The sequence below is a fragment of the Klebsiella sp. LY genome (assembly GCF_004010915.1).
In the GTDB taxonomy this organism is placed as follows: Bacteria; Pseudomonadota; Gammaproteobacteria; order Enterobacterales; family Enterobacteriaceae; genus Klebsiella; species Klebsiella quasipneumoniae.
On record NZ_CP022444.1, the window covers coordinates 2,092,247 to 2,114,594 of the forward strand.

At 58.2% G+C, this 22,348-nt stretch carries 17 protein-coding genes; 10 read left to right on the forward strand and 7 right to left on the reverse strand.

Annotated elements, in window-relative coordinates; translation table 11 throughout:
- Window positions 1-227 precede the first annotated feature (227 nt).
- From greB to feoC, 5 genes are all read left to right on the forward strand, one after another.
- Window positions 228-701, forward strand: a complete 474-nt coding sequence (gene greB, locus CE636_RS13220) for a transcription elongation factor GreB (RefSeq protein WP_002920503.1) — start codon at window positions 228-230, stop codon at window positions 699-701.
- A gap of 100 nt (window positions 702-801) precedes the next feature.
- Window positions 802-3,132, forward strand: coding sequence for a Tex family protein (locus CE636_RS13225; RefSeq protein ID WP_017899962.1), 2,331 nt, complete (start codon window positions 802-804; stop codon window positions 3,130-3,132).
- A gap of 412 nt (window positions 3,133-3,544) precedes the next feature.
- Complete coding sequence (feoA, locus tag CE636_RS13230; RefSeq protein WP_004202154.1) at window positions 3,545-3,772, forward strand: ferrous iron transporter A; 228 nt, start codon at window positions 3,545-3,547, stop codon at window positions 3,770-3,772.
- 28 nt (window positions 3,773-3,800) lie between these two features.
- The gene (gene feoB / locus CE636_RS13235; protein ID WP_017899963.1) at window positions 3,801-6,119 is read left to right on the forward strand and encodes a Fe(2+) transporter permease subunit FeoB; all 2,319 of its coding nucleotides are present in this window, start codon (window positions 3,801-3,803) and stop codon (window positions 6,117-6,119) included.
- Window positions 6,120-6,128: 9 nt separating this feature from the next.
- A complete protein-coding gene (gene feoC / locus CE636_RS13240) occupies window positions 6,129-6,368 on the forward strand; it encodes a [Fe-S]-dependent transcriptional repressor FeoC (RefSeq protein ID WP_004202151.1) in 240 nt (79 codons plus the stop codon).
- A gap of 87 nt (window positions 6,369-6,455) precedes the next feature.
- Here feoC and CE636_RS13245 read toward each other — a convergent pair whose 3' ends face one another.
- Window positions 6,456-6,725 carry a YdgH/BhsA/McbA-like domain containing protein gene (locus CE636_RS13245; protein WP_004202149.1) on the reverse strand — a complete coding sequence of 90 codons (270 nt, stop codon included), beginning with the start codon at window positions 6,723-6,725 and terminating at the stop codon, window positions 6,456-6,458.
- A 120-nt stretch (window positions 6,726-6,845) separates the two neighbouring features.
- Window positions 6,846-7,619, reverse strand: a complete 774-nt coding sequence (gene bioH, locus CE636_RS13250; RefSeq protein WP_017899964.1) for a pimeloyl-ACP methyl ester esterase BioH — start codon at window positions 7,617-7,619, stop codon at window positions 6,846-6,848.
- 39 nt (window positions 7,620-7,658) lie between these two features.
- On the opposite strand from bioH, the gene gntX reads away from it, so the two are divergent.
- From gntX to gntT, 3 genes are all read left to right on the forward strand, one after another.
- Window positions 7,659-8,333, forward strand: coding sequence for a DNA utilization protein GntX (gene gntX, locus CE636_RS13255; RefSeq protein ID WP_017899965.1), 675 nt, complete (start codon window positions 7,659-7,661; stop codon window positions 8,331-8,333).
- Window positions 8,334-8,391: 58 nt separating this feature from the next.
- Window positions 8,392-8,967 (forward strand): Fe-S biogenesis protein NfuA, encoded by a 576-nt coding sequence (gene nfuA / locus CE636_RS13260; RefSeq protein WP_004202143.1) that lies wholly within the window; start codon window positions 8,392-8,394, stop codon window positions 8,965-8,967.
- A gap of 336 nt (window positions 8,968-9,303) precedes the next feature.
- A complete protein-coding gene (gene gntT / locus CE636_RS13265; RefSeq protein ID WP_004202142.1) occupies window positions 9,304-10,620 on the forward strand; it encodes a gluconate transporter in 1,317 nt (438 codons plus the stop codon).
- A gap of 102 nt (window positions 10,621-10,722) precedes the next feature.
- Here gntT and malQ read toward each other — a convergent pair whose 3' ends face one another.
- Both malQ and malP read right to left on the reverse strand, forming a co-directional pair.
- Window positions 10,723-12,816 (reverse strand): 4-alpha-glucanotransferase, encoded by a 2,094-nt coding sequence (gene malQ, locus CE636_RS13270; protein WP_017899966.1) that lies wholly within the window; start codon window positions 12,814-12,816, stop codon window positions 10,723-10,725.
- 10 nt (window positions 12,817-12,826) lie between these two features.
- On the reverse strand, window positions 12,827-15,217 hold the full coding sequence (gene malP / locus CE636_RS13275) for a maltodextrin phosphorylase (protein WP_004202140.1): 2,391 nt from the start codon (window positions 15,215-15,217) through the stop codon (window positions 12,827-12,829).
- A 624-nt stretch (window positions 15,218-15,841) separates the two neighbouring features.
- Between malP and malT the strand changes: the two genes are divergently transcribed.
- Entirely contained in the window at window positions 15,842-18,547 is a 2,706-nt protein-coding gene (malT, locus tag CE636_RS13280; RefSeq protein WP_017899967.1) for an HTH-type transcriptional regulator MalT, read from the forward strand.
- A gap of 15 nt (window positions 18,548-18,562) precedes the next feature.
- Here malT and CE636_RS13285 read toward each other — a convergent pair whose 3' ends face one another.
- From CE636_RS13285 to glpE, 3 genes are read right to left on the reverse strand one after another with little or no spacing between them, the layout of a single operon-like run.
- Window positions 18,563-19,321 (reverse strand): DeoR/GlpR family transcriptional regulator, encoded by a 759-nt coding sequence (locus CE636_RS13285; RefSeq protein ID WP_002920548.1) that lies wholly within the window; start codon window positions 19,319-19,321, stop codon window positions 18,563-18,565.
- Window positions 19,322-19,370: 49 nt separating this feature from the next.
- Entirely contained in the window at window positions 19,371-20,201 is an 831-nt protein-coding gene (gene glpG / locus CE636_RS13290; RefSeq protein ID WP_017899968.1) for a rhomboid family intramembrane serine protease GlpG, read from the reverse strand.
- Window positions 20,202-20,251: 50 nt separating this feature from the next.
- Window positions 20,252-20,581, reverse strand: a complete 330-nt coding sequence (gene glpE, locus CE636_RS13295) for a thiosulfate sulfurtransferase GlpE (RefSeq protein ID WP_004202138.1) — start codon at window positions 20,579-20,581, stop codon at window positions 20,252-20,254.
- Between the two features lie 204 nt (window positions 20,582-20,785).
- Between glpE and glpD the strand changes: the two genes are divergently transcribed.
- Window positions 20,786-22,294 carry a glycerol-3-phosphate dehydrogenase gene (gene glpD / locus CE636_RS13300; RefSeq protein WP_004202136.1) on the forward strand — a complete coding sequence of 503 codons (1,509 nt, stop codon included), beginning with the start codon at window positions 20,786-20,788 and terminating at the stop codon, window positions 22,292-22,294.
- The last annotated feature ends 54 nt before the right edge of the window (window positions 22,295-22,348 follow it).

The window sequence follows — 22,348 nt, forward strand, 5'->3', positions numbered from 1 at the left end:
TGTTTGTACTCCCAAAGGTTCACTGCAATAGTCAGTGCGTATTCTCAAAAAAGCCCGGCGCGCTCACCAGCTAAATCTGGTATATATTCCAGGCTAAATTGTTACAAAGCATATTTAACAGCAGGTTAAGTATACATTTAATCATAAGACACAGTATTTATCCTGTCGGTATTATTACGCGCTACAAATTGTGCGCAACGACAGACTGTCAGAAGGTTGAACTCACGATGAAAACGCCGCTGATCACCCGCGAGGGATATGAAAAACTGAAGCAGGAGATGGACTATCTGTGGCGCCAGGAGCGCCCGGAAGTGACCAAAAAGGTGACCTGGGCCGCCAGCCTCGGCGACCGCAGCGAGAACGCGGATTACCAGTACAACAAAAAGCGCCTGCGCGAGATCGATCGCCGGGTCCGCTATCTGACCAAATGTCTGGAACAGTTAAAGATCGTCGATTACTCCCCACAGCAGGAGGGCAAAGTCTTCTTCGGCGCCTGGGTAGAGATTGAAAACGATGAAGGCGATATCAAGCGCTTTCGCATCGTCGGTTACGATGAAATTTTTGGCCGCAAAGACTATATCTCCATCGACTCGCCGATGGCGCGCGCACTGTTAAAAAAAGAGGTTGGCGATCTGGCCATCGTCAACACGCCGGCGGGCGAAGCCAGCTGGTATGTCAACGAGATCGAATACGTTAAATAGACAAGAACTTTCCGAGAGACGCCCGGCGCGACTGGCATTTTTAGCCGTCAGTCCGTATAACTAGTCCCTGTTTTTTGACCCTAAAGATGAATTAAAAGCCATGATGAATGATTCGCTCTGCCGCATTATTGCGGGTGAACTTCAGGCCAGAGCCGAACAGGTAGAAGCTGCCGTTCGCCTGCTTGATGAAGGGAACACCGTGCCGTTTATTGCACGTTATCGTAAAGAAGTCACCGGCGGTCTGGATGACACGCAGCTGCGTAATCTGGAAACCCGCCTCGGCTATCTGCGCGAACTGGAAGACCGTCGTCAGGCGATCCTCAAATCCATCGCTGAACAGGGCAAACTGACCGACGCGCTGGAAAAAGCCATCAACACCACGCTCAGCAAAACTGAACTGGAAGATCTCTACCTGCCGTATAAACCGAAGCGCCGCACCCGCGGGCAAATCGCTATCGAAGCGGGGCTGGAGCCGCTGGCTGACCTGCTGTGGAACGAACCGTCCCACGATCCGGAAACGGAAGCCGCAAAATATATTGATGCCGATAAAGGCGTGGCCGACAGCAAAGCGGCGCTGGATGGCGCGCGCTATATCCTGATGGAGCGTTTTGCCGAAGACGCCGCGCTGCTGGCGAAGGTCCGTGACTATCTGTGGAAAAACGCCCACCTGGTCTCCACCGTCGTCAGCGGCAAAGAAGAGGAAGGCGCCAAATTCCGCGACTACTTCGATCACCATGAACCGATCGCCACCGTGCCGTCGCATCGCGCGCTGGCGATGTTCCGCGGTCGCAACGAAGGCGTCCTGCAGCTCTCTTTAAACGCTGACCCGCAGTTTGACGAGCCGCCGAAAGAGAGCCACGGCGAGCAGATTATTATCGACCATCTGGGCCTGCGCCTGAATAACGCCCCGGCGGACAGCTGGCGTAAAGGCGTCGTCAGTTGGACCTGGCGGATCAAAGTCCTGATGCATCTCGAAACCGAGCTGATGGGTACCGTGCGCGAGCGCGCCGAAGACGAAGCCATTAACGTCTTCGCCCGCAACCTGCACGACCTGCTGATGGCTGCGCCCGCCGGGCTGCGCACTACCATGGGCCTTGACCCGGGCCTGCGCACCGGGGTGAAAGTGGCCGTGGTTGACGGTACCGGCAAACTGGTGGCCACCGATACCATCTACCCCCACACCGGCCAGGCGGCTAAAGCGGCGGTTGTCGTGGCGGCGCTGTGCGAGAAGCACAACGTCGAGCTGGTGGCGATCGGCAACGGCACCGCCTCGCGTGAAACCGAGCGTTTCTTCCTCGACGTGCAGAAACAGTTCCCGAAGGTCACCGCCCAGAAGGTGATCGTCAGCGAAGCCGGGGCTTCCGTTTACTCCGCCTCCGAGCTGGCGGCGCAGGAGTTCCCTGACCTCGACGTGTCGCTGCGCGGCGCGGTCTCCATTGCCCGCCGTCTGCAGGATCCCCTGGCCGAGCTGGTGAAAATCGACCCGAAATCCATTGGCGTCGGCCAGTATCAGCACGATGTCAGCCAGACCCAGCTGGCGCGTAAGCTGGACGCGGTGGTGGAAGACTGCGTGAACGCCGTTGGCGTTGACCTGAACACCGCCTCCGTGCCGCTGCTGACCCGCGTGGCCGGCCTGACCCGCATGATGGCGCAGAACATCGTCGCCTGGCGCGACGAGAACGGCCAGTTCCAGAACCGCCAGCAGCTGCTGAAGGTCAGCCGCCTGGGGCCGAAAGCCTTTGAACAGTGCGCCGGCTTCCTGCGTATCAACCACGGCGACAACCCGCTGGATGCCTCCACCGTTCACCCGGAAGCCTACCCGGTGGTCGAACGCATTCTGGCCGCTACCCAGCAGGCGCTGAAAGATCTGATGGGCAATAGCAGTGCGCTGCGCCACCTGAAGGCCGTGGATTTCACCGATGAGAAGTTCGGCGTACCGACCGTGACCGACATCATCAAAGAGCTGGAAAAACCGGGCCGCGACCCGCGTCCGGAGTTTAAGACAGCGAAGTTCGCAGACGGCGTAGAGACCATGAACGATCTGCTGCCGGGGATGATTCTGGAAGGGGCCGTCACCAACGTCACCAACTTCGGCGCATTTGTCGATATCGGCGTCCATCAGGACGGACTGGTCCACATTTCGTCGCTTTCTGACAAGTTTGTTGAAGATCCGCACACCGTGGTGAAAGCGGGCGACATCGTGAAGGTCAAGGTCATGGAAGTCGATCTGCCGCGTAAGCGTATCGCCCTGACCATGCGTCTCGACGAGCAGCCGGGCGACAGCAACGCCCGCCGCGGCGGCGGTCAGGATCGCCCGCAGGGCAACCGCCCGGCCGCGAAAGCCGCCAAACCTCGCGGTCGCGAAGCGCAGCCTGCCGGCAACAGCGCGATGATGGATGCCCTCGCGGCGGCGATGGGTAAAAAACGCTAATCCCACCCTGCCCCTTTTCAGGGGCAGTTTTCTTTTCATGACCAGGCCATCGCCATCACGCGCAAAACAGGTTCAGTTGTTTCTGATAACCTGTTTTTATTCCACGCCTGAAGACAGCGAAATTAATATTTTCATTTCGTTAACTTAAGAAACCTTAATTAAACATTAGATCGCCGAAATAATATTTCGTGCATTTTCGATCACAGACAGATTTTGCGGCACATCAATAAAAAAGTGATTTCCGCTTTAAAAATAGCGTTGATCGCATCATATGTATTGATGATAAAAACCATTCTCATTATCATCACTTTCAGAATGATTTTTTCTTTTTTCGTTGGCTATGGTATCCGGCGCGGTGACATCCCGACGCCCGGTCAATTCATCTTCGGTTAGCGATAGACAAGTAGGCCCTATGCAATTCACACCTGATAGTGCGTGGAAAATCATTGGATTCTCCCGCGATATTAGCCCAGCATACCGTCAGAAATTGCTCTCCCTCGGCATGCTGCCCGGATCCTCTTTTCATGTGGTGCGCGTGGCGCCGCTCGGCGATCCTGTTCATATTGAAACCCGACGCGTCAGTTTGGTATTACGCAAAAAAGATCTCGCCTTAATCGAACTGGAAGCGGTTGCACAATAACGGCTGGCCCGGCACAAGAGTCTGAAATATGAAAAAATTAACCGTTGGTTTAATTGGTAATCCTAATTCCGGCAAGACCACTTTATTTAATCAACTGACCGGCGCCCGCCAGCGCGTGGGCAACTGGGCCGGGGTCACCGTTGAGCGTAAAGAGGGCGTATTCGCCACCACTGACCACCAGGTCACGCTGGTTGACCTCCCCGGGACCTACTCTCTGACCACCATCTCTTCGCAGACCTCGCTGGACGAGCAGATCGCCTGCCACTACATCCTCAGCGGCGAGGCCGACATGCTGATTAACGTGGTCGACGCCTCCAACCTCGAGCGAAACCTCTATTTGACGCTGCAGCTGCTTGAGCTGGGGATCCCCTGCGTCGTGGCGCTGAACATGCTGGATATTGCCGAAAAGCAGCAGGTGCGTATCGATATCGATGCCCTCGCCGCGCGCCTCGGCTGCCCGGTCATTCCGCTGGTTTCGACCCGCGGACGCGGGATCGAAGCGCTGAAGATTGCCCTCGACCGTCATCAGGCGAACAGCGATATTGAGCTGGTCCATTATCCGCAGCCGCTGCTGCGCGAAGCTGACCTGCTGGCGCAGCAGATGTCAGCGCAGATCCCGGTCAAGCAACGGCGCTGGCTCGGTCTGCAGATGCTGGAGGGCGACATCTACAGCCGGGCCTATGCCGGCGACGCCGCCGATAAACTGGATATCGCCCTGGCGAATCTTAGCGACGAGATCGACGACCCGGCGCTGCATATCGCTGACGCGCGCTATCAGACCATCGCCGCCATTTGCGACGCCGTCAGTAACACCCTGACCGCCGAGCCAAGCCGCTTTACCGCGGCGATGGACAAGGTGATCCTCAACCGCTTCCTCGGGTTGCCGATTTTTCTCTTTGTCATGTATCTGATGTTCCTGCTGGCGATCAACATCGGCGGCGCGCTGCAGCCGATTTTTGACGCCGGCTCGGTCGCGGTCTTTATTCACGGTATTCAATGGCTGGGCTACACCCTGCACTTCCCGGACTGGCTGACCGTGTTCCTCGCCCAGGGGATCGGCGGCGGTATCAACACCGTGCTGCCGCTGGTGCCGCAGATCGGCATGATGTATCTGTTCCTCTCTTTCCTTGAGGACTCCGGCTACATGGCGCGCGCCGCCTTTGTCATGGACCGCCTGATGCAAGCCCTCGGCCTGCCGGGAAAATCCTTTGTCCCGTTGATTGTCGGTTTCGGCTGTAACGTGCCGTCGGTGATGGGCGCCCGCACCCTCGACGCCCCGCGCGAACGTCTGATGACCATTATGATGGCGCCGTTTATGTCCTGCGGCGCGCGGCTGGCGATCTTCGCCGTTTTCGCGGCCGCGTTCTTTGGTCAGAACGGCGCGCTGGCGGTCTTCTCGCTCTACGTGCTGGGCATTGTGATGGCCATTCTCACCGGCCTGATGCTGAAGCACACCATTATGCGCGGCGAAGCCTCGCCGTTCGTGATGGAGCTGCCGGTGTACCACGTCCCGCATATCAAGAGCCTGATTATCCAGACCTGGCAGCGCCTGAAAGGCTTTGTGCTGCGCGCCGGGAAGGTGATCGTCATTGTCAGCATCTTCCTCAGCGCGCTGAACAGCTTCTCGCTGAGCGGTAAGGTCGTCGACAACATCAACGACTCCGCGCTGGCCTCGGTGAGCCGGGTCATTACTCCGGTGTTTAAACCGATCGGCGTGCATGAAGATAACTGGCAGGCCACCGTGGGCCTGTTTACCGGCGCGATGGCGAAGGAGGTGGTGGTCGGTACGCTGAACACCCTCTATACCGCCGAAGATATCCAGAACGAGGAGTTCAATCCGCGGACCTTCAGCCTCGGCGAAGAACTGCTGGCGGCCGTCGACGAGACATGGCAGGGACTGAAAGACACCTTCAGCCTCAGCGTCCTGGCCAACCCCATCGAAGCCAGCAAAGGCGATGGCGAAATGGCCACCGGCGCGATGGGCGTGATGGGCAGTAAATTTGGCAGCGCCGCGGCGGCTTACAGCTATCTGATCTTCGTTCTGCTCTACATCCCCTGCATCTCGGTGATGGGCGCCATCGCCCGCGAATCGAGCCGCGGCTGGATGACCTTCTCCATTCTGTGGGGGCTGAATATCGCCTATTCGCTCTCGACGCTCTACTACCAGACCGTCAGCTTTAGCGACCATCCGCGCTACAGCCTGGCGTGTATCCTGGCGGTGGTATTGTTCAACGTAGTGCTCTTCGGTCTGCTGCGTCGGGCGCGCAGCCGGGTTGACGTCTCGCTGCTGGCCACCCGGAAAACGCCGACCTCCTGCTGTTCCAGCCCGGCTGGCGATTGCCACTAAGGAGGAGCGGTGGCGTCGTTAATGGAAGTCCGCGATATGCTGGCCCTGCAGGGCCGCATGGAGGCGAAACAGCTCAGCGCCCGCCTGCGGACGCCTCAGCCGCTGATTGACGCCATGCTCGAACGCATGGAAGCCATGGGCAAGGTGGTACGGATCAGCGAAACGAGCGAGGGCTGCCTCTCCGGCAGCTGTAAAAGCTGTCCTGAAGGGAAAGCGGCGTGCCAGCAGGAGTGGTGGGCGCTGCGATGAAGGGAGTAAGGCCAGCCAGCGCCATGAGGTAAAACGAGTGTGACAGCAGAGAAAAACGGGCCAACAGGCCCGTTTTTTATGACTGGATTATTTATACACGTCAGCGTTAGCGTGAACGGTTTTTTCGTTTTTCTGCCCGGCAATCACCACAAAGTATTTTCCACCCAGCTCATCAGCTTTTTTCGACAGATCGCGTCGGGCGTCCATCGGCGAGGTCGTCCTTGAGGTCGTGATGCTGCCGACCTTGGTCAGATTCATCTTCGCCACGTCCTCTTTTTGGATCTCTTTCGCTGCGAATGCGCCAAAAGAAAGACAGCCAATCACCAGAGATGCAACCATTCCTGTAACAAGTTTCATAGCCTCTACTCTCCATTAGGTTGTTATTGTAGGTCACGGTGGCGGAATGAAATAATCAACCACCGTAACAACCTAAGTATTGCTGTGAATGGCCCTTTTACCATGGCGCGGCAAAAAAAATTACTCCAGCCGTTTTTTCAGCGCCATCAGCGGCTCGCAAAAGGCTGCGGGATGGGAAACAAACGGCGCATGCGCTGCCTTGTCAAAGAGAATTGACTCGCTTTCCGGCCATAGCTTATCCAGCAACGGGACAATCTTGCGCGGCACCAACCCGTCCAGTCGACCGTACAGCCGCAGAAACGGCATCGGCAGCCCGACCAGCGCCTGGCGCAGATCGACGGTTCTGAGGATCTCCAGACCGCCGTTCAGCGCCTCAGCGGAAGGCATCGGCAGCGAGAGCACCGCCTGCTTTAACGCCCGCGCATCCTGACGGGCGCTCTCCGTGCCCATGGTTTGCAGTGCGAGGAACCGCTCGACGGTGCGCTGGAAATCCTCGCTCAGCTGCTGCTGAAATCCGGCCAGCACCTCCGGCTTGATGCCGGGCCAGTCCTCATGAGCCGCGAAACAGGGGGAAGAGGCAACCGTTACCAGCGCCTGCACCCGTTGCGGACGCATAATCGCGACCTGGCTGGCCACCAGCCCGCCCAGGCTCCAGCCCAGCCACACCGCCTGAGGCGGAGCCTGCTCCAGCACCCGCTGCGCCATCGCCTCCAGCGACATCGCCCCAAACCCGCCGCTACGGCCATAGCCAGGCAGGTCCACCAGGTGAAGGGTAAAATGCGAAGCCAGCTGCGGCGTGATGCAATCCCAGACCTGAGCGTTCAGTCCCCAACCGTGCAGCAGCACAAGATGACAATCACCTTCGCCGATTGTTTGCCACCAGATGTCGTTCATCCGTTACCGTTCTCTTTTTTACTGGACAGAAGGCCAAATATGCTAACAGCACACAGCTTATGCTGGCTATGCCAAATGCCGCTGGCGGTCGCCCGCTGGGGGATCTGCTCTCGCTGCAGCCGCGCCCTGCTCGCCTGCCCCCCGCTCTGCCCGCAGTGCGGCCTGCCGGCGGCAATGTCCCGGCATCCCTGCGGCCGCTGCCTGCAAAAGCCGCCGCCCTGGCATCGAATGGTGGCGGTCAATGACTATCGTTCGCCGCTGAGCGACCTGGTGCGGCAGCTGAAGTTTCACCATCGTCCGGAACTGGGCCCCGCCCTGGCGCGCCTGCTGCTGCTGCGCCTTAAACAGCGCGACGATTTGCCGCCGGTAGACGCGCTGGTCGGCGTGCCGCTGTGGCATCGCCGCCGCTGGCGCCGGGGTTATAATCAGTGCGATGAGCTGTGCCGACCGTTGGCCCGCTGGCGTGGGTGCGTCTGGCGTCGCGACGGCCTGACGCGCCAGCGAGCGGGCGCCGTGCAGCATTCGCTCAATGCCCGCCTGCGCAGCCAGAACCTGAAAAATGCCTTTCAGCTTGAATTTGCCGTCCAGGGACTCCATATCGCTCTGGTGGATGATGTCGTCACGACCGGCAGCACCGTCGCCGAGATATCCCGCCTGCTTTTGCGAAACGGCGCCGCGACGGTTCAGGTATGGTGTATATGCCGTACCTTGTAGACCCCCGCTGATGGGCGTATTATAACCCAGTAAAATAGTCAACTATTAGGCCAACGCTATGATCCGTATTTCCGATGCTGCACAAGCGCACTTTGCCAAACTGCTGGCAAATCAGGAAGAAGGGACGCAAATTCGCGTATTTGTGATTAATCCCGGCACCCCAAACGCTGAGTGCGGCGTATCCTACTGCCCACCGGATGCGGTGGAAGACACCGACACGGCGCTGAAATTTGAACAGCTGACCGCCTATGTCGATGAGCTCAGCGCGCCCTATCTGGAAGACGCTGAAATTGATTTCGTCACCGACCAGCTTGGCTCGCAGCTGACCCTGAAAGCGCCGAACGCCAAAATGCGCAAAGTCGCTGACGATGCCCCGCTGATGGAGCGCGTCGAGTACCTGCTGCAGTCGCAGATTAACCCGCAGCTGGCCGGCCACGGCGGTCGCGTGTCGCTGATGGAGATCACCGACGACGGTCTGGCTATCCTGCAGTTCGGCGGCGGATGCAATGGCTGCTCGATGGTCGACGTAACCCTGAAAGAAGGTATTGAAAAACAGCTGCTGAACGAGTTTCCAGAGCTGAAAGGGGTTCGCGATCTGACCGAGCACCAGCGCGGCGAGCACTCCTACTACTAAGCCTTTCCTCCGGCGGCACCCTGTCGCCGGCTCTCCTTTCTCCTTTCTGTGTTACCGCGCAACATCTCCCACTAAACGACCGGCAAAAACCGGGGAAAGAGTATGACTTAAGTCTCATATTTAACATTTTCCCCGGTCAGGTGATTCTCAACCCTCACATGTTACCCGTATCATCCCCTTCAGGCACCACCGGCAAAAAAATAGCCAGCTATCCTTTCTCTGGGTAAGGATAATGCAAGCGTTTACGGTGCCAGACTATTTTGCTCCCTGACGGAGCGGATGCTCTACAGGTTCAAACTTTGACGTTACCCATAACAAATTAAGGCCAGGTAAATCATGCCATTAGTCATCGTTGCTATCGGGGTTGCCCTGTTATTGCTGTTAATGATCCGTTTCAAAATGAACGGCTTCATTGCGCTGGTTCTGGTGGCGCTCGCCGTCGGATTAATGCAGGGTATGCCACTGGATAAAGTGATCGTTTCCATCAAAAACGGCGTTGGCGGCACCCTTGGCAGCCTCGCGCTGATCATGGGCTTCGGCGCTATGCTCGGTAAGCTGCTGGCAGACTGCGGCGGCGCTCAGCGTATCGCCACCACGCTTATCAATAAGTTCGGTAAGAAGCATATTCAATGGGCGGTGGTCCTGACCGGCTTCACCGTCGGTTTCGCCCTGTTCTATGAAGTGGGCTTCGTACTGATGCTGCCGCTGGTGTTTACCATCGCCGCCTCGGCCCGTATTCCGCTGCTGTACGTCGGCGTACCGATGGCCGCCGCGCTCTCCGTCACCCATGGCTTCCTGCCGCCGCACCCGGGTCCGACCGCGATCGCCACCATCTTCCACGCCGATATGGGTAAGACGCTGCTCTATGGCACCATTCTGGCTATCCCGACGGTTATTCTCGCCGGCCCGGTTTTCGCCCGTTTCCTGAAAGGCATTGATAAGCCGATCCCGGAAGGCCTGCATAACCCGAAAGTGTTCACTGAAGAAGAGATGCCTGGCTTTGGCGTCAGCGTCTGGACCTCGCTGGTTCCGGTGATCCTGATGGCGATGCGCGCCGTGGCCGAGATGATCCTGCCGAAGGGCCACGCCTTCCTGCCGATTGCCGAATTCTTCGGCGACCCGGTGATGGCCACCCTGATTGCGGTACTGATCGCCCTGTTCACCTTCGGTTTGAACCGCGGCCGCTCCATGGAGCAGATCAACGATACCCTGACCTCTTCTATTAAAATCATCGCCATGATGCTGTTGATCATCGGCGGCGGCGGCGCCTTCAAACAGGTGCTGGTGGATAGCGGCATGGATAAATACATCGCTTCTATCATGCACGAATCGAATATGTCTCCGCTGTTTATGGCATGGTCCATCGCCGCGGTACTGCGTATCGCGCTGGGTTCGGCGACCGTTGCCGCCATCACCGCGGGCGGGATCGCCGCGCCGCTGATCGCCACCACCGGTGTCAGCCCGGAGCTGATGGTTATCGCGGTCGGCTCCGGCAGCGTTATCTTCTCCCACGTGAACGATCCGGGCTTCTGGCTGTTCAAAGAGTACTTTAACCTGACCATCGGCGAGACCATCAGGTCCTGGTCGGTACTGGAAACCATTATCTCTGTCTGCGGCCTGGTAGGCTGTCTGCTGCTGGGGATGGTGGTGTAAGGAGACTCCCGCCACAGAAAAAGGCCGGTCCGCATGATGCGGACCGGCCTTTTTTATCGGACATACTCTTCGCCGCGCAGAGGAGCGCGCGGCGGGGTGTCATCAGGAGGCGGCTTTTTTGCTCGCCGCCTTGCGCCGTTTATCCAGATCCTTAATCAGCTTATTGACCTGTTCATCGGCAAACATCTGCTCAAGGGTGACGGAAAGCTTCCGGCGCCAGTTCGGGTACTCGGTGCTGGTGCCCGGAATATTGACCGGCGACGCCATCTCCAGCCAGTCTTCCGGCTGCAGGCCCAGCAGGGCGCTGTTGCTGTCGGCAATATAACGTTGCATCCCCCGGTTGAGGATCCCCGTCATGCTCATCAGGGAGGCCTTATGACCGGCACGCTTGGGCAGACAGCCGTACTTATGCAGCGCATCCAGCAGCCCTTGTTTCGCCAGCTCACGGTCCTGGTACAGCCCGCGCAGCACCACCTCATCAGGATAGAGACCCAGCGCTTTACCTAACGTCAGATCGCCGCTTTCCCAGTAGCCGCGGAGGGTGGGCAGGTCGTGCGTCGTCGCCACAGCCATTGATTGCTCCGGGTACAGCGCCGGCGCGCGGAACGTTTTCTCTGCATCGCTCTCAAAATAGAGCACCTTATAAGAATAGACGCCGCTGTTGCGTAACTTGCTGACGATCTCCACCGGTACCGTGCCCAGATCTTCGCCGATCACCATGCAGCGATGACGCTGGCTTTCCAGCGCCAGAAGCGACAGCAGATCGTCGACGGGATACTGAACGTAAGCGCCATGGTCGGCGGTTTCACCATAGGGGATCCACCACAGACGCAGCACCGACATCACGTGATCGATGCGCAACGCGCCGCAGTTCTGCATATTGGCGCGCAGCAGGTCGATAAACGGCTCATAGGCGCGAGCGGCAATAATATGCGGATCCATCGGCGGCAGGCCCCAGTTCTGGCCCAGCGGACCCAGAATATCCGGCGGCGCGCCCACGGACGCTTTCAGGCAGTACAGCTCACGGTCGCACCAGGTCTCCGACCCGCCTTCGGCGACGCCCACCGCCAGATCGCGGTAGAGGCCGATCGGCATCCCATCGCGCTGGCTGGTTTCCCAGCAGGCGGCAAACTGGCTCCAGGCCAGCCACTGCAGCCAGAGATAGAAACTGACGTCGTCCTCATGCTCGACGCAGAAGGCTTTCACCTCCGGGCTGTCGATATCCTGAAAGGCCTTCGGCCAGGCCGGCCAGCCCCAACGCAGCGGGTCCTGTTGAACCTGCCAGGCGTGCAGCGCATCGAAAGCGGCCTGCCAGTAAAGGCTTTCCCCTTCACGCAGAACAAACTCGCGGAACGCCGTCATCTGCTCATCTTCACGACGAGAGAATCGTTTCCACGCCATACGCAGCGCGGTCATTTTCAGCGTGGTGACCGCGGTATAGTCCACATCATCCGTTTGCCGCGCCGCCTGCAAGGCCTGCTGCGTCGCTGCGGACTGCCACCACGCCTGCGCCTCTTCGCTATGCTGGAAATCGTCAACCGCATTGACGTCGATGTAGATAACGTTCAGCCAGCGACGTGAAGACGGGCTATAGGGGCTGGCGCTCTCCGGGTTCGCCGGATAGAGGGCATGGATCGGGTTGAGACCAATAAACGACCCGCCGCGGCGGGCGATTTCCGGCAGCATGGCGCGCAGATCGCCAAAATCGCCGATCCCCCAGTTTTTCTCCGAACGCAGGGTATACAGCTGCACGCAGGTGCCCCACAGCTTTTTCCCCTCTTTCAGCGGCTGCGGCTCATAGCAGCGGGCCGGAGCGACGATGGTCCGGCAGTGCCAGCGCTCCCCCTCCTGGGTGAACGTCAGGGAGTGATACCCCTCCGGCAGTTTGGCCGGCAGCGGCAGCGTCTCGCCGCCGCGGGTTTTACCCTGATACTGCTTACCGTCCTCAGTGGTCAGGATCCACTGATACTCACCGCGTCCTGCCACCGGCAGCGACATTTTTTTGCCGTGGGTGAAGATCTTCACGTTCGGCAGCGGGTTAACCGCCACTTTCGTGGCGGCGGTTGAGCGATGCATCGCATCCAGTAGACGCTGTTTGGTGACAGCCGCAATAGACTGCGGCTTGCCGTGCGCGTTGATATAGCTGGGGCTGATGCCCGCCGCCAGCGCGGCATTATCGAGGCGTTTACTCTCCATAGGCCTTCCTTTAGCGTTTCGCCTGCCAGATACGTTGCTGATAATCGCGGATCGAGCGGTCGGAGCTGAACATGCCGCAGCGCGCGGTGTTGAGAATTGTCGCGCGGGTCCAGGCCTCCTGGTCGCGATACAGCTCATCTACCCGTTTTTGCGCCGCCACGTAGGCTTCGAAATCGGCCAGCACCAGATACGGGTCGCCGCCCTGCAGCAGGCTGTGCAGCATCTGGTCGAAGGCATGCTTGTCGCCGTTGCTATAGGTGCCGTTCTCCAGCTCCTTAAGCACCGCATCAAGCAGTTTGTCTTTTTTACGCCATTTCAGCGGATCGTAGCCTTTCGCTTTCAGGGCTTTCACTTCTTCTACCGTGTGGCCGAAGATAAAGATGTTCTCTTCACCGACCTGCTCGGCGATTTCCACGTTGGCGCCATCCAGCGTCCCGACGGTCAGCGCGCCATTCAGCGCCAGTTTCATGTTGCCGGTGCCAGAGGCTTCTTTGCCCGCGGTGGAGATCTGCTCGGAGATATCTGCCGCCGGGATCAGTTTTTCCGCAGCCGAAACACAGTAGTCCGGCAGGAAGACCACTTTCAGCTTATCGCCGACTTTCGGGTCGTTGTTGATCGCTTCCGCTACCTTGTTGATGGCGAAAATAATGTTCTTCGCCAGATAGTAGCCCGGCGCCGCTTTCGCGCCGAACAGGAAGACGCGCGGTACGCGATCGGCCTGCGGGTTTTCGCGGATCTCTTTGTACAGCGCAAGGATATGCAGCAGGTTGAGGTGCTGACGCTTGTACTCGTGCAGACGTTTGATCTGAATGTCGAAAATCGCCTGCGGGTTGATCTCAATCCCGGTACGCTGCTTCACAAACTCGGCCAGATGAACTTTGTTGGCCTGCTTAATATCGCGATAGGTCTGACGGAATGCCGCATCGTCAGCGTATTTTTCCAGATTGATCAGCTGGTCAAGGTCATTGGCCCACTCTTTTTTCAGCGTCTCATCCAGCAGCGTGGCCAGCGCCGGGTTGCACTGCTTGATCCAGCGGCGCGGTGTGATGCCGTTGGTCACGTTATGGAATTTGTTCGGCCACAGCTGGTTATATTCCGGGAACAGATCTTTCACCACCAGGTCCGAGTGCAGCGCCGCTACGCCGTTGACGGCAAAACCGCCCACCACGCACATGTTGGCCATCCGCACCTGCTTGTTATGCACCACCGCCAGTTTCGCCCAGACCTGCTTATCGCCCGGCCAGGTTTTGTCCACCAGCAGTTTAAAGCGGTCGTTAATCTCTTTAATGATCTGCATATGGCGCGGCAGCAGCGCTTTCACCAGCTTCTCATCCCAGCACTCCAGCGCTTCCGGCATCAGGGTATGGTTGGTGTAAGCAAAGGTTTTGCTGGTGATCGCCCAGGCGTCATCCCAGCTCAACTGGTGCTCGTCGATCAGCACGCGCAGCAGCTCCGGGATGGCGATGGTCGGGTGCGTATCGTTCAGCTGGATCACTTCGTAATCCGCCAGCTCGGCCAGCTTGCGGCCTGCCAGATGATGACGACGCAGGATATCGGCCACTGAGCAAGCGCACTGGAAGTACTGCTGCATCAGGCGCAGTTTTTTACCGGCCTGATGGTTGTCGTTCGGGTACAGCACCTTGGTCAGTTTTTCCGCGTCGATGCCCTGCTGCTCGGCGCGCAGGAAATCGCCGTCGTTGAATTTGGTCAGGTTAAACGGATGAGCATGTTTGGCCTGCCACAGACGCAGCGGCTGGGCGACGTTGTTGCGATAGCCTAGCACCGGCAGGTCCCAGGCTTCGCCGGTAATGACGAACGCCGGCTGCCACTCGCCGTTTTTACTGACTTTGCCGCCGATACCGACCTGGACATCCAGCGCGTCGTTATGGCGGAACCACGGGTAGCTGCTGCGGCCCCAGTCGTCCGGAGCTTCCTTCTGCTGGCCGTCGTCAAAGGACTGGCGGAACAGACCATACTGGTAATTGAGGCCGTAACCGGTCGCCGACTGCCCCACGGTCGCCATGGAGTCGAGGAAGCAGGCTGCCAGACGGCCCAGGCCGCCGTTACCCAGCGCCGGGTCGGTCTCTTCTTCCAGCAGATCGGTGAGGTTGACGTCATAGCCTTTCAGCGCGTCGCTCACGCCCTCGTACCAGCCCAGGTTGAGCAGGTTGTTGCCGGTCAGGCGGCCAATCAGAAACTCCATCGAGATGTAGTTAACGTGACGCTGTCCTTGCGCTGGTTTTGCCACCGGCTGCGCCGACAGAAGTTCCGCCAGCGCTCCGCTGACGGCGCGCCACCATTGACGCTGCGTCATCTCGGAAGCGGACTGTAAACCAAAACGCTGCCACTGACGCGTCAGTGCAGCCTGAAACTGAGCTTTGTTAAATGAAGTCTGTGACATAATGAGATCCGGGTCCTTTACTAAAACGATGGCGCTAGTGTGCCGACCTCCCGATTCATCGTCCTCATCCCGACGGGGATTAGACAGGGAGGAGTGCCGGGGATGAGCGAAAAGTGTGATCCTGACCACTATAGTGTGGGTGAGAAGGCCAAAATATGCTGTAAAAATCACCGCAGTATGACAGTCGAGATGCCATTTCTGCCGACCAAAAATTTGTTACAGGCCAATACGCGGCAAAAATTTTCCCGCCCTTCGCAGGGTTATTAAAAAAATAAATAGAGACCTCCAGGAAAATAAGCACATTTCATCACATTAACCCGCAAAAAAGATTACTTCTAAGAAATCACTGACAATAATTTAATAAAAACAAACAACTACTTCAGACATAAATTTAATCTCTCCCCGCTCCGCTCACCACCGGCTAAAAACCGCTGACGAAGAGTCCTGCCTGCGATTTTTCCCCATTCGCAACCAATGTCGAAATTTGTGACATAGAGCAAATTCAAGAGCATAAACTTCGGACATAACTTGCAATAAATTTCATAATCACCGACCTTATTAGATATTAATTACGAAGCGCAAAAAAAATCGCAACCTCTCTCTTGCACAGCGAAATGTAGAACTATGTTGATTCCGTCCAAATTAAGTCGTCCGGTCCGCCTTGAACACACCGTGGTTCGTGAGCGTTTACTGGCGAAACTTTCCGGCGCGAACAATTATCGTCTCGTGCTGATCACCAGTCCTGCCGGGTACGGTAAAACAACGCTCATTTCTCAGTGGGCCGCAGGTAAAAACGATCTTGGGTGGTTTTCGCTGGACGAAGGCGACAACCAGCAGGAGCGTTTTGCCAGTTATCTGATCGCGGCGATCCAGCAGGCCACCGGCAACCACTGCGCGGCCAGTGAAGCGATGGTGCAAAAGCGCCAGTACGCCAGCCTCTCCTCTCTTTTTGCGCAGCTGTTTATTGAACTCGCCGACTGGCAGCGCCCGCTGTACCTCGTCATTGATGATTACCATCTGATCAATAATCCGGTGATTCATGACGCGATGCGCTTTTTCCTCCGCCATCAGCCGGAGAATATGACCCTCGTGGTCCTGTCGCGGAATCTGCCGCAGCTGGGGATTGCCAACCTGCGCGTCCGCGATCAGCTGCTGGAGATTGGCAGCCAGCAGCTGGCCTTTACCCACCAGGAAGCGAAACAATTTTTCGACTGCCGTCTGACGTCGCCTATCGAAGCCGACGACAGCAGCCGGCTGTGCGACGACGTCGCCGGGTGGGCCACCGCGCTGCAGCTCATCGCCCTCTCCGCCCGCCAGAATAACTCCTCCGCCCAACACTCCGCCCGCCGACTCGCCGGGATTAACGCCAGCCATCTGTCGGATTATCTGGTGGATGAAGTGCTGGATAACGTCGACGCCCGCACGCGCAACTTTTTGCTGAAGAGTTCGCTGCTGCGCTCAATGAACGACGCGTTAATCGTTCGCGTCACCGGCGAAGAGAATGGCCAGATGCAGCTGGAGGAGATCGAACGTCAGGGGCTGTTCCTGCAGCGGATGGATGATTCCGGCGAATGGTTCCGCTATCACCCGCTGTTTGGCAGTTTCCTGCGCCAGCGCTGTCAGTGGGAGCTGGCGGTTGAACTGCCGGAGATCCACCGCGCCGCGGCGGAAAGCTGGATGGCGCAAGGCTTCCCCAGCGAGGCTATCCACCATGCGCTGGCGGCCGGCGATGCCAAAATGCTGCGCGATATCTTGCTCAATCACGCCTGGGGCATGTTTAACCATAGCGAACTGGGCCTGCTGGAGCAGTCGCTGTCGGCGCTGCCCTGGTCAAATCTGCTGGAAAATCCGCGCCTGATCCTGCTGCAGGCCTGGCTGATGCAGAGCCAGCATCGCTACAGCGAAGTCAACACCCTGCTGGCGCGCGCCGAGCAGGAGATGAGCGTCGAAATGGATACCGCGATGCATGGCGATTTCAACGCCCTGCGCGCGCAGGTGGCGATTAACGACGGCGACCAGGACGAGGCGGAACGTCTGTCGATGGTGGCCCTGGAAGAGCTGCCGCTGGCCAACTATTACAGCCGCATCGTCGCCACCTCGGTACATGGCGAAGTCCTCCACTGTAAGGGTAAACTGACCAAATCTCTCGCCGTGATGCAGCAGACCGAACAGATGGCCCGCCGTCACGACGTGTGGCATTACGCCCTGTGGAGCATCATTCAGCAAAGCGAAATTCTGTTCGCCCAGGGCTTCCTGCAGGCCGCCTGGGAGAGCCAGGAGAAAGCCTTCCAGCTGGTACGCGAACAGCATCTTGAGCAGCTGCCGATGCATGAGTTCCTGTTGCGCATCCGCTCTCAGCTGCTGTGGGCATGGGCGCGCCTCGACGAAGCTGAAGCCTGCGCCCGTCAGGGGATGGAGGTCCTCTCAACTTATCAACCACAGCAGCAGCTGCAGTGCCTGGCGCTGATGGTGCAATGCTCGCTAGCGCGCGGCGATCTGGATAATGCCCGCAGCCACCTGAACCGACTGGAAAACCTGCTCGGTAATGGTCACTATCACAGCGACTGGGTCTCCAACGCCGACAAGGTGCGGGTGATCTACTGGCAGATGACCGGCGATAAAACCGCGGCGGCCAACTGGCTGCGCCAGACGCCGAAGCCGGAATTCGCCAATAACCACTTCCTGCAGAGCCAATGGCGCAATATTGCCCGCGCGCAGATCCTGCTGGGCGATTTCGAACCCGCGGAAATGGTGCTGGAAGAGCTGAACGAAAATGCGCGTTCGCTGCGTTTGATGAGCGATCTCAACCGCAACCTGCTGCTGCTCAACCAGCTGTACTGGCAGGCAGGACGCAAGAGCGAAGCGCAGAAAGCCCTGCTGGAAGCCCTGACGCTCGCCAACCGCACCGGCTTTATCAACCACTTTGTGATTGAGGGCGAGACGATGGCCCAGCAGCTGCGCCAGCTGATCCAGCTGAACACCCTGCCGGAGCTGGAGCAACACCGCGCCCAGCGTATTCTGCGCGACATTAACCAACATCATCGCCACAAATTCGCCCACTTTGACGAAGGGTTCGTCGAGCGGCTGCTGAATCACCCGGAGGTGCCGGAGCTTATCCGCACCAGCCCGCTGACCCAGCGCGAATGGCAGGTGCTTGGCTTAATCTATTCCGGCTACAGCAACGAGCAGATTGCCGGCGAGCTTGACGTGGCGGCCACCACCATCAAGACCCACATTCGCAATCTGTATCAGAAACTGGGCGTCGCCCACCGTCAGGACGCGGTGCAGCATGCCCAGCAGCTGCTTAAGATGATGGGATACGGCGTCTGACGACGCCGTTGTCGTTTAGCACAGCTCGAGCTGGAGGTTGTTATCGGTAATGACCTTCAGCACGCCCGCCGGGGGCAGCACGTCGGTATAGACCGCATCGACCATGCTGATGCTGCCCATGTTGACCATCGCGTTACGGCCAAACTTAGTATGGTCCACCACCAGCATCACGTGGCGTGAATTCTCAATGATCGCGCGCTTGGTGCGCACTTCATGATAATCAAACTCCAGCAGCGAGCCATCGCTGTCGACACCGCTGATGCCGAGAATGCCGAAGTCGAGACGGAACTGCGAGATAAAGTCGAGGGTGGCTTCCCCGATGATCCCGCCGTCGCGGCTGCGCAGTTCGCCGCCGGCAAGAATAATGCGGAAGTCCTCTTTCACCATCAGCGTGTTGGCGACGTTAAGGTTATTGGTCACAATCCGCAGATCGTTGTGATCGAGCAGGGCGTGCGCCACCGCTTCCGGCGTGGTGCCGATATCGATAAACAGCGTCGCCCCGTCCGGGATCTCGCTGGCCACCCGCCGGGCGATACGCTCTTTCTCCGCCGTCTGGGTCGCTTTGCGATCGTGCCAGGAGGTGTTCACCGAGCTGGAGGGCAGCGCCGCGCCGCCGTGGTGGCGGAGGATCATTTTCTGTTCGGCTAAATCGTTCAGGTCGCGGCGGATGGTCTGCGGGCTGACCGCAAACTGCTCAACCAGCTCTTCCGTGCTGACGTAACCCTGTTTTTTTACCAGCTCGATAATGGCGTCATGACGTTGTGTTTGTTTCATGAAATATCCCTGGAAAAATGTCGCCTACCCGACCCCTGTCGGTAAGTCTTTATGCGCGTTTTCGCCCATGCAAGGTATCGACAAACGCCATCGCCAGACCGGTCGCCAGACCAGCCACGTGCGCGCCGTTGGCGATCGCCATGCCGAAAACATCAAACCAGCCAGCAATTAACCACACTAAAGAGAAGAGTATTAACCCGCGCTGCAGATAAATACCGCTCTGCGGATCGCGCTCGCCCCGCAGCCAGACATATCCCATCAGCGCGTAGACCACGCCCGACAGGCCGCCAAACCACGGGCCGCTAAACTGGTGCTGCACAAAGCCGCTCAGCAGGGCGCTGATGACGGTGATCACCACCAGCTTGCCGCTGCCGATGCGCTTTTCCACCGCGCCGCCGAGATACCACCACCATAGCAGGTTGAAGAGAATATGCATCAGCGAGAAATGCATGAAAGCATGGCTGAAATAGCGCCAGGCTTCGAACTGCAGCGAAGGATCGTAGGGCCAGGCCAGCCAAATCATCACCGGCTGATCGCCCACCAGATTTTGCAGGATGAACACCGCGATGCAGATTAGCAGAATCGCCCAGGTGAACGGGCCGGCGTTATGCCGCAGCGTGGCAAAGAAAGGAAAGCGCTGATAGCGCAACCCGCTATTGGTCTGTCCGGACTGCCAGCTCGCCGCCAGATAGCGCGGGTCCGCCGGGTTTTCGAGAAAACGCGCCAGCTCAGCCCTGACGCGCCCGGCCTGGCTCTCATCAGCCAACCAGACGTCGCTCTGGGTGTGCTGCTGGATAGTCAGGATAATCCCCTGCGTCGCCATATAATCGACAAACGCCTGGGCCACGCGCGGGTTGGCAAAAGAGGTAATCATTAACATGCAGCGAATCGCTTATTCCACACAAAGGGAGATAGTATACCTGCCAGTCGTTAAAACGTCCCGTGCGCCACTTCCGCCGGGAAATGGCGATGCCAGGCGTCGAACCCGCCGTCAACGCTGTAGACCTTATCAAACCCCTGCTGCAGCAGATATTGCGCGGCGCCCTTGCTGCTGTTGCCGTGATAGCACATCACCATCACCGCCGTGTCAAAGTCGTGGTCACGCATAAACGCGCCCAGCGTATCGTTGGTCAGATGAAACGCGCCCGGCGTATGGCCCATCGCATAGCTTTGCGGATCGCGGATATCGACCAAAACCGCCGTCTGCTGATGCAGTTTCTGGTGCGCTTCTTCAACGTTGATACATTCAAACTGTTCCATGGTTCTCTTCTCTTACTCGTCATGACGGGCGATGGCCGGCCCAATTTTACCCTGTAGTGTACCGTCAGGCGGTAAAGAAACGCCAATATGTTACACCCATCACTCCAAAATGTTTTTTTGATGTTACCAAAAGCGCGTTTGTTTGCTATAGTGAGCGATATCGAGCATTTGTGAGCTTAAACGAAAGTGTGAGAGGGTAAGAACGTGGAAACCAAAGATCTGATTGTGATAGGCGGAGGCATCAACGGTGCCGGTATCGCGGCAGATGCCGCCGGGCGTGGTTTATCCGTACTGATGCTGGAAGCGCGCGATCTCGCCTGCGCCACCTCCAGCGCCAGTTCCAAACTGATCCACGGCGGGCTACGCTACCTCGAACACTATGAGTTCCGCCTGGTCAGCGAAGCGCTGGCCGAACGCGAAGTGCTGTTAAAAATGGCCCCGCATATCGCCTTCCCGATGCGCTTTCGTCTCCCGCATCGCCCGCATCTGCGTCCGGCATGGATGATCCGTATCGGCTTGTTTATGTACGATCATCTGGGCAAACGCACCAGCCTGCCGGGATCCACCGGTTTGCGTTTTGGCGCAGAATCGGTACTTAAGCCGGAAATTGTGCGCGGTTTCGAATATTCCGACTGCTGGGTCGACGATGCCCGCCTGGTGCTGGCCAACGCGCAGATGGTCGTCCGCAAAGGCGGCGAAGTACGCACCCGCACTCGCGCCATCTCGGCAAAACGAGAGAATGGCCTGTGGGTGGTGGAAGCGGAAGATATTGATAGCGGCGAGAAGTTTACCTGGAAGGCGCGCGGTCTGGTTAATGCCACCGGTCCATGGGTCAAACAGTTCTTCGACGAAGGGATGCATCTGCGCTCGCCTTACGGTATCCGCCTGATTAAGGGCAGCCACATCGTGGTGCCGCGGGTACATACCCAGAAGCAGGCCTACATTCTGCAAAACGAAGATAAACGTATTGTGTTTGTTATCCCGTGGATGGATGAGTTCTCGATCATCGGCACGACGGACGTCGAGTATAAGGGCGATCCGAAAGCGGTGGCCATTGATGATAAAGAGATTAATTACCTGCTGAACGTCTATAACGCGCACTTTAAAAAGACCCTCAGCCGGGACGATATCGTCTGGACCTACTCCGGCGTCCGTCCGCTGTGCGACGACGAGTCGGATTCGCCGCAGGCGATCACCCGCGACTACACGCTGGATATTCACGATGAGAACGGCCAGGCGCCGCTGCTCTCCGTCTTCGGCGGGAAGCTGACCACCTATCGCAAACTGGCCGAGCACGCGCTGGAAAAACTGACCCCCTATTACAAAGGGATCGGCCCGGCATGGACCAAAACCGCGGTGCTCCCCGGCGGCGATATTGGCGGCGACCGCGACGACTACGCGGCAAAACTGCGCCGTCGCTTCCCGTTCATCAGCGAATCACTGGCCCGCCATTATGCCCGCACCTACGGGAGCAACAGCGAGTGGATCCTGAAAGAAGCCAGCGCCCTGAGCGATCTGGGAGAAGATTTTGGCCATGAGTTTTATGAAGCCGAGCTGAAGTATCTGGTTGAGCATGAATGGGTGCGCAGCCTGGATGACGCCATCTGGCGCCGTACCAAACAGGGCATGTGGCTGAATGGCGAGCAGCAGGCGCGCATCAGCGAATGGCTGGCGCAGCATGCGGGAAAGTCTGAGCTGTCGTTAGCGTCGTAACGCTGCCCGGCGGAAACGCCTGAGGCCAGGTTCAACCGCAATAATGAAACAACG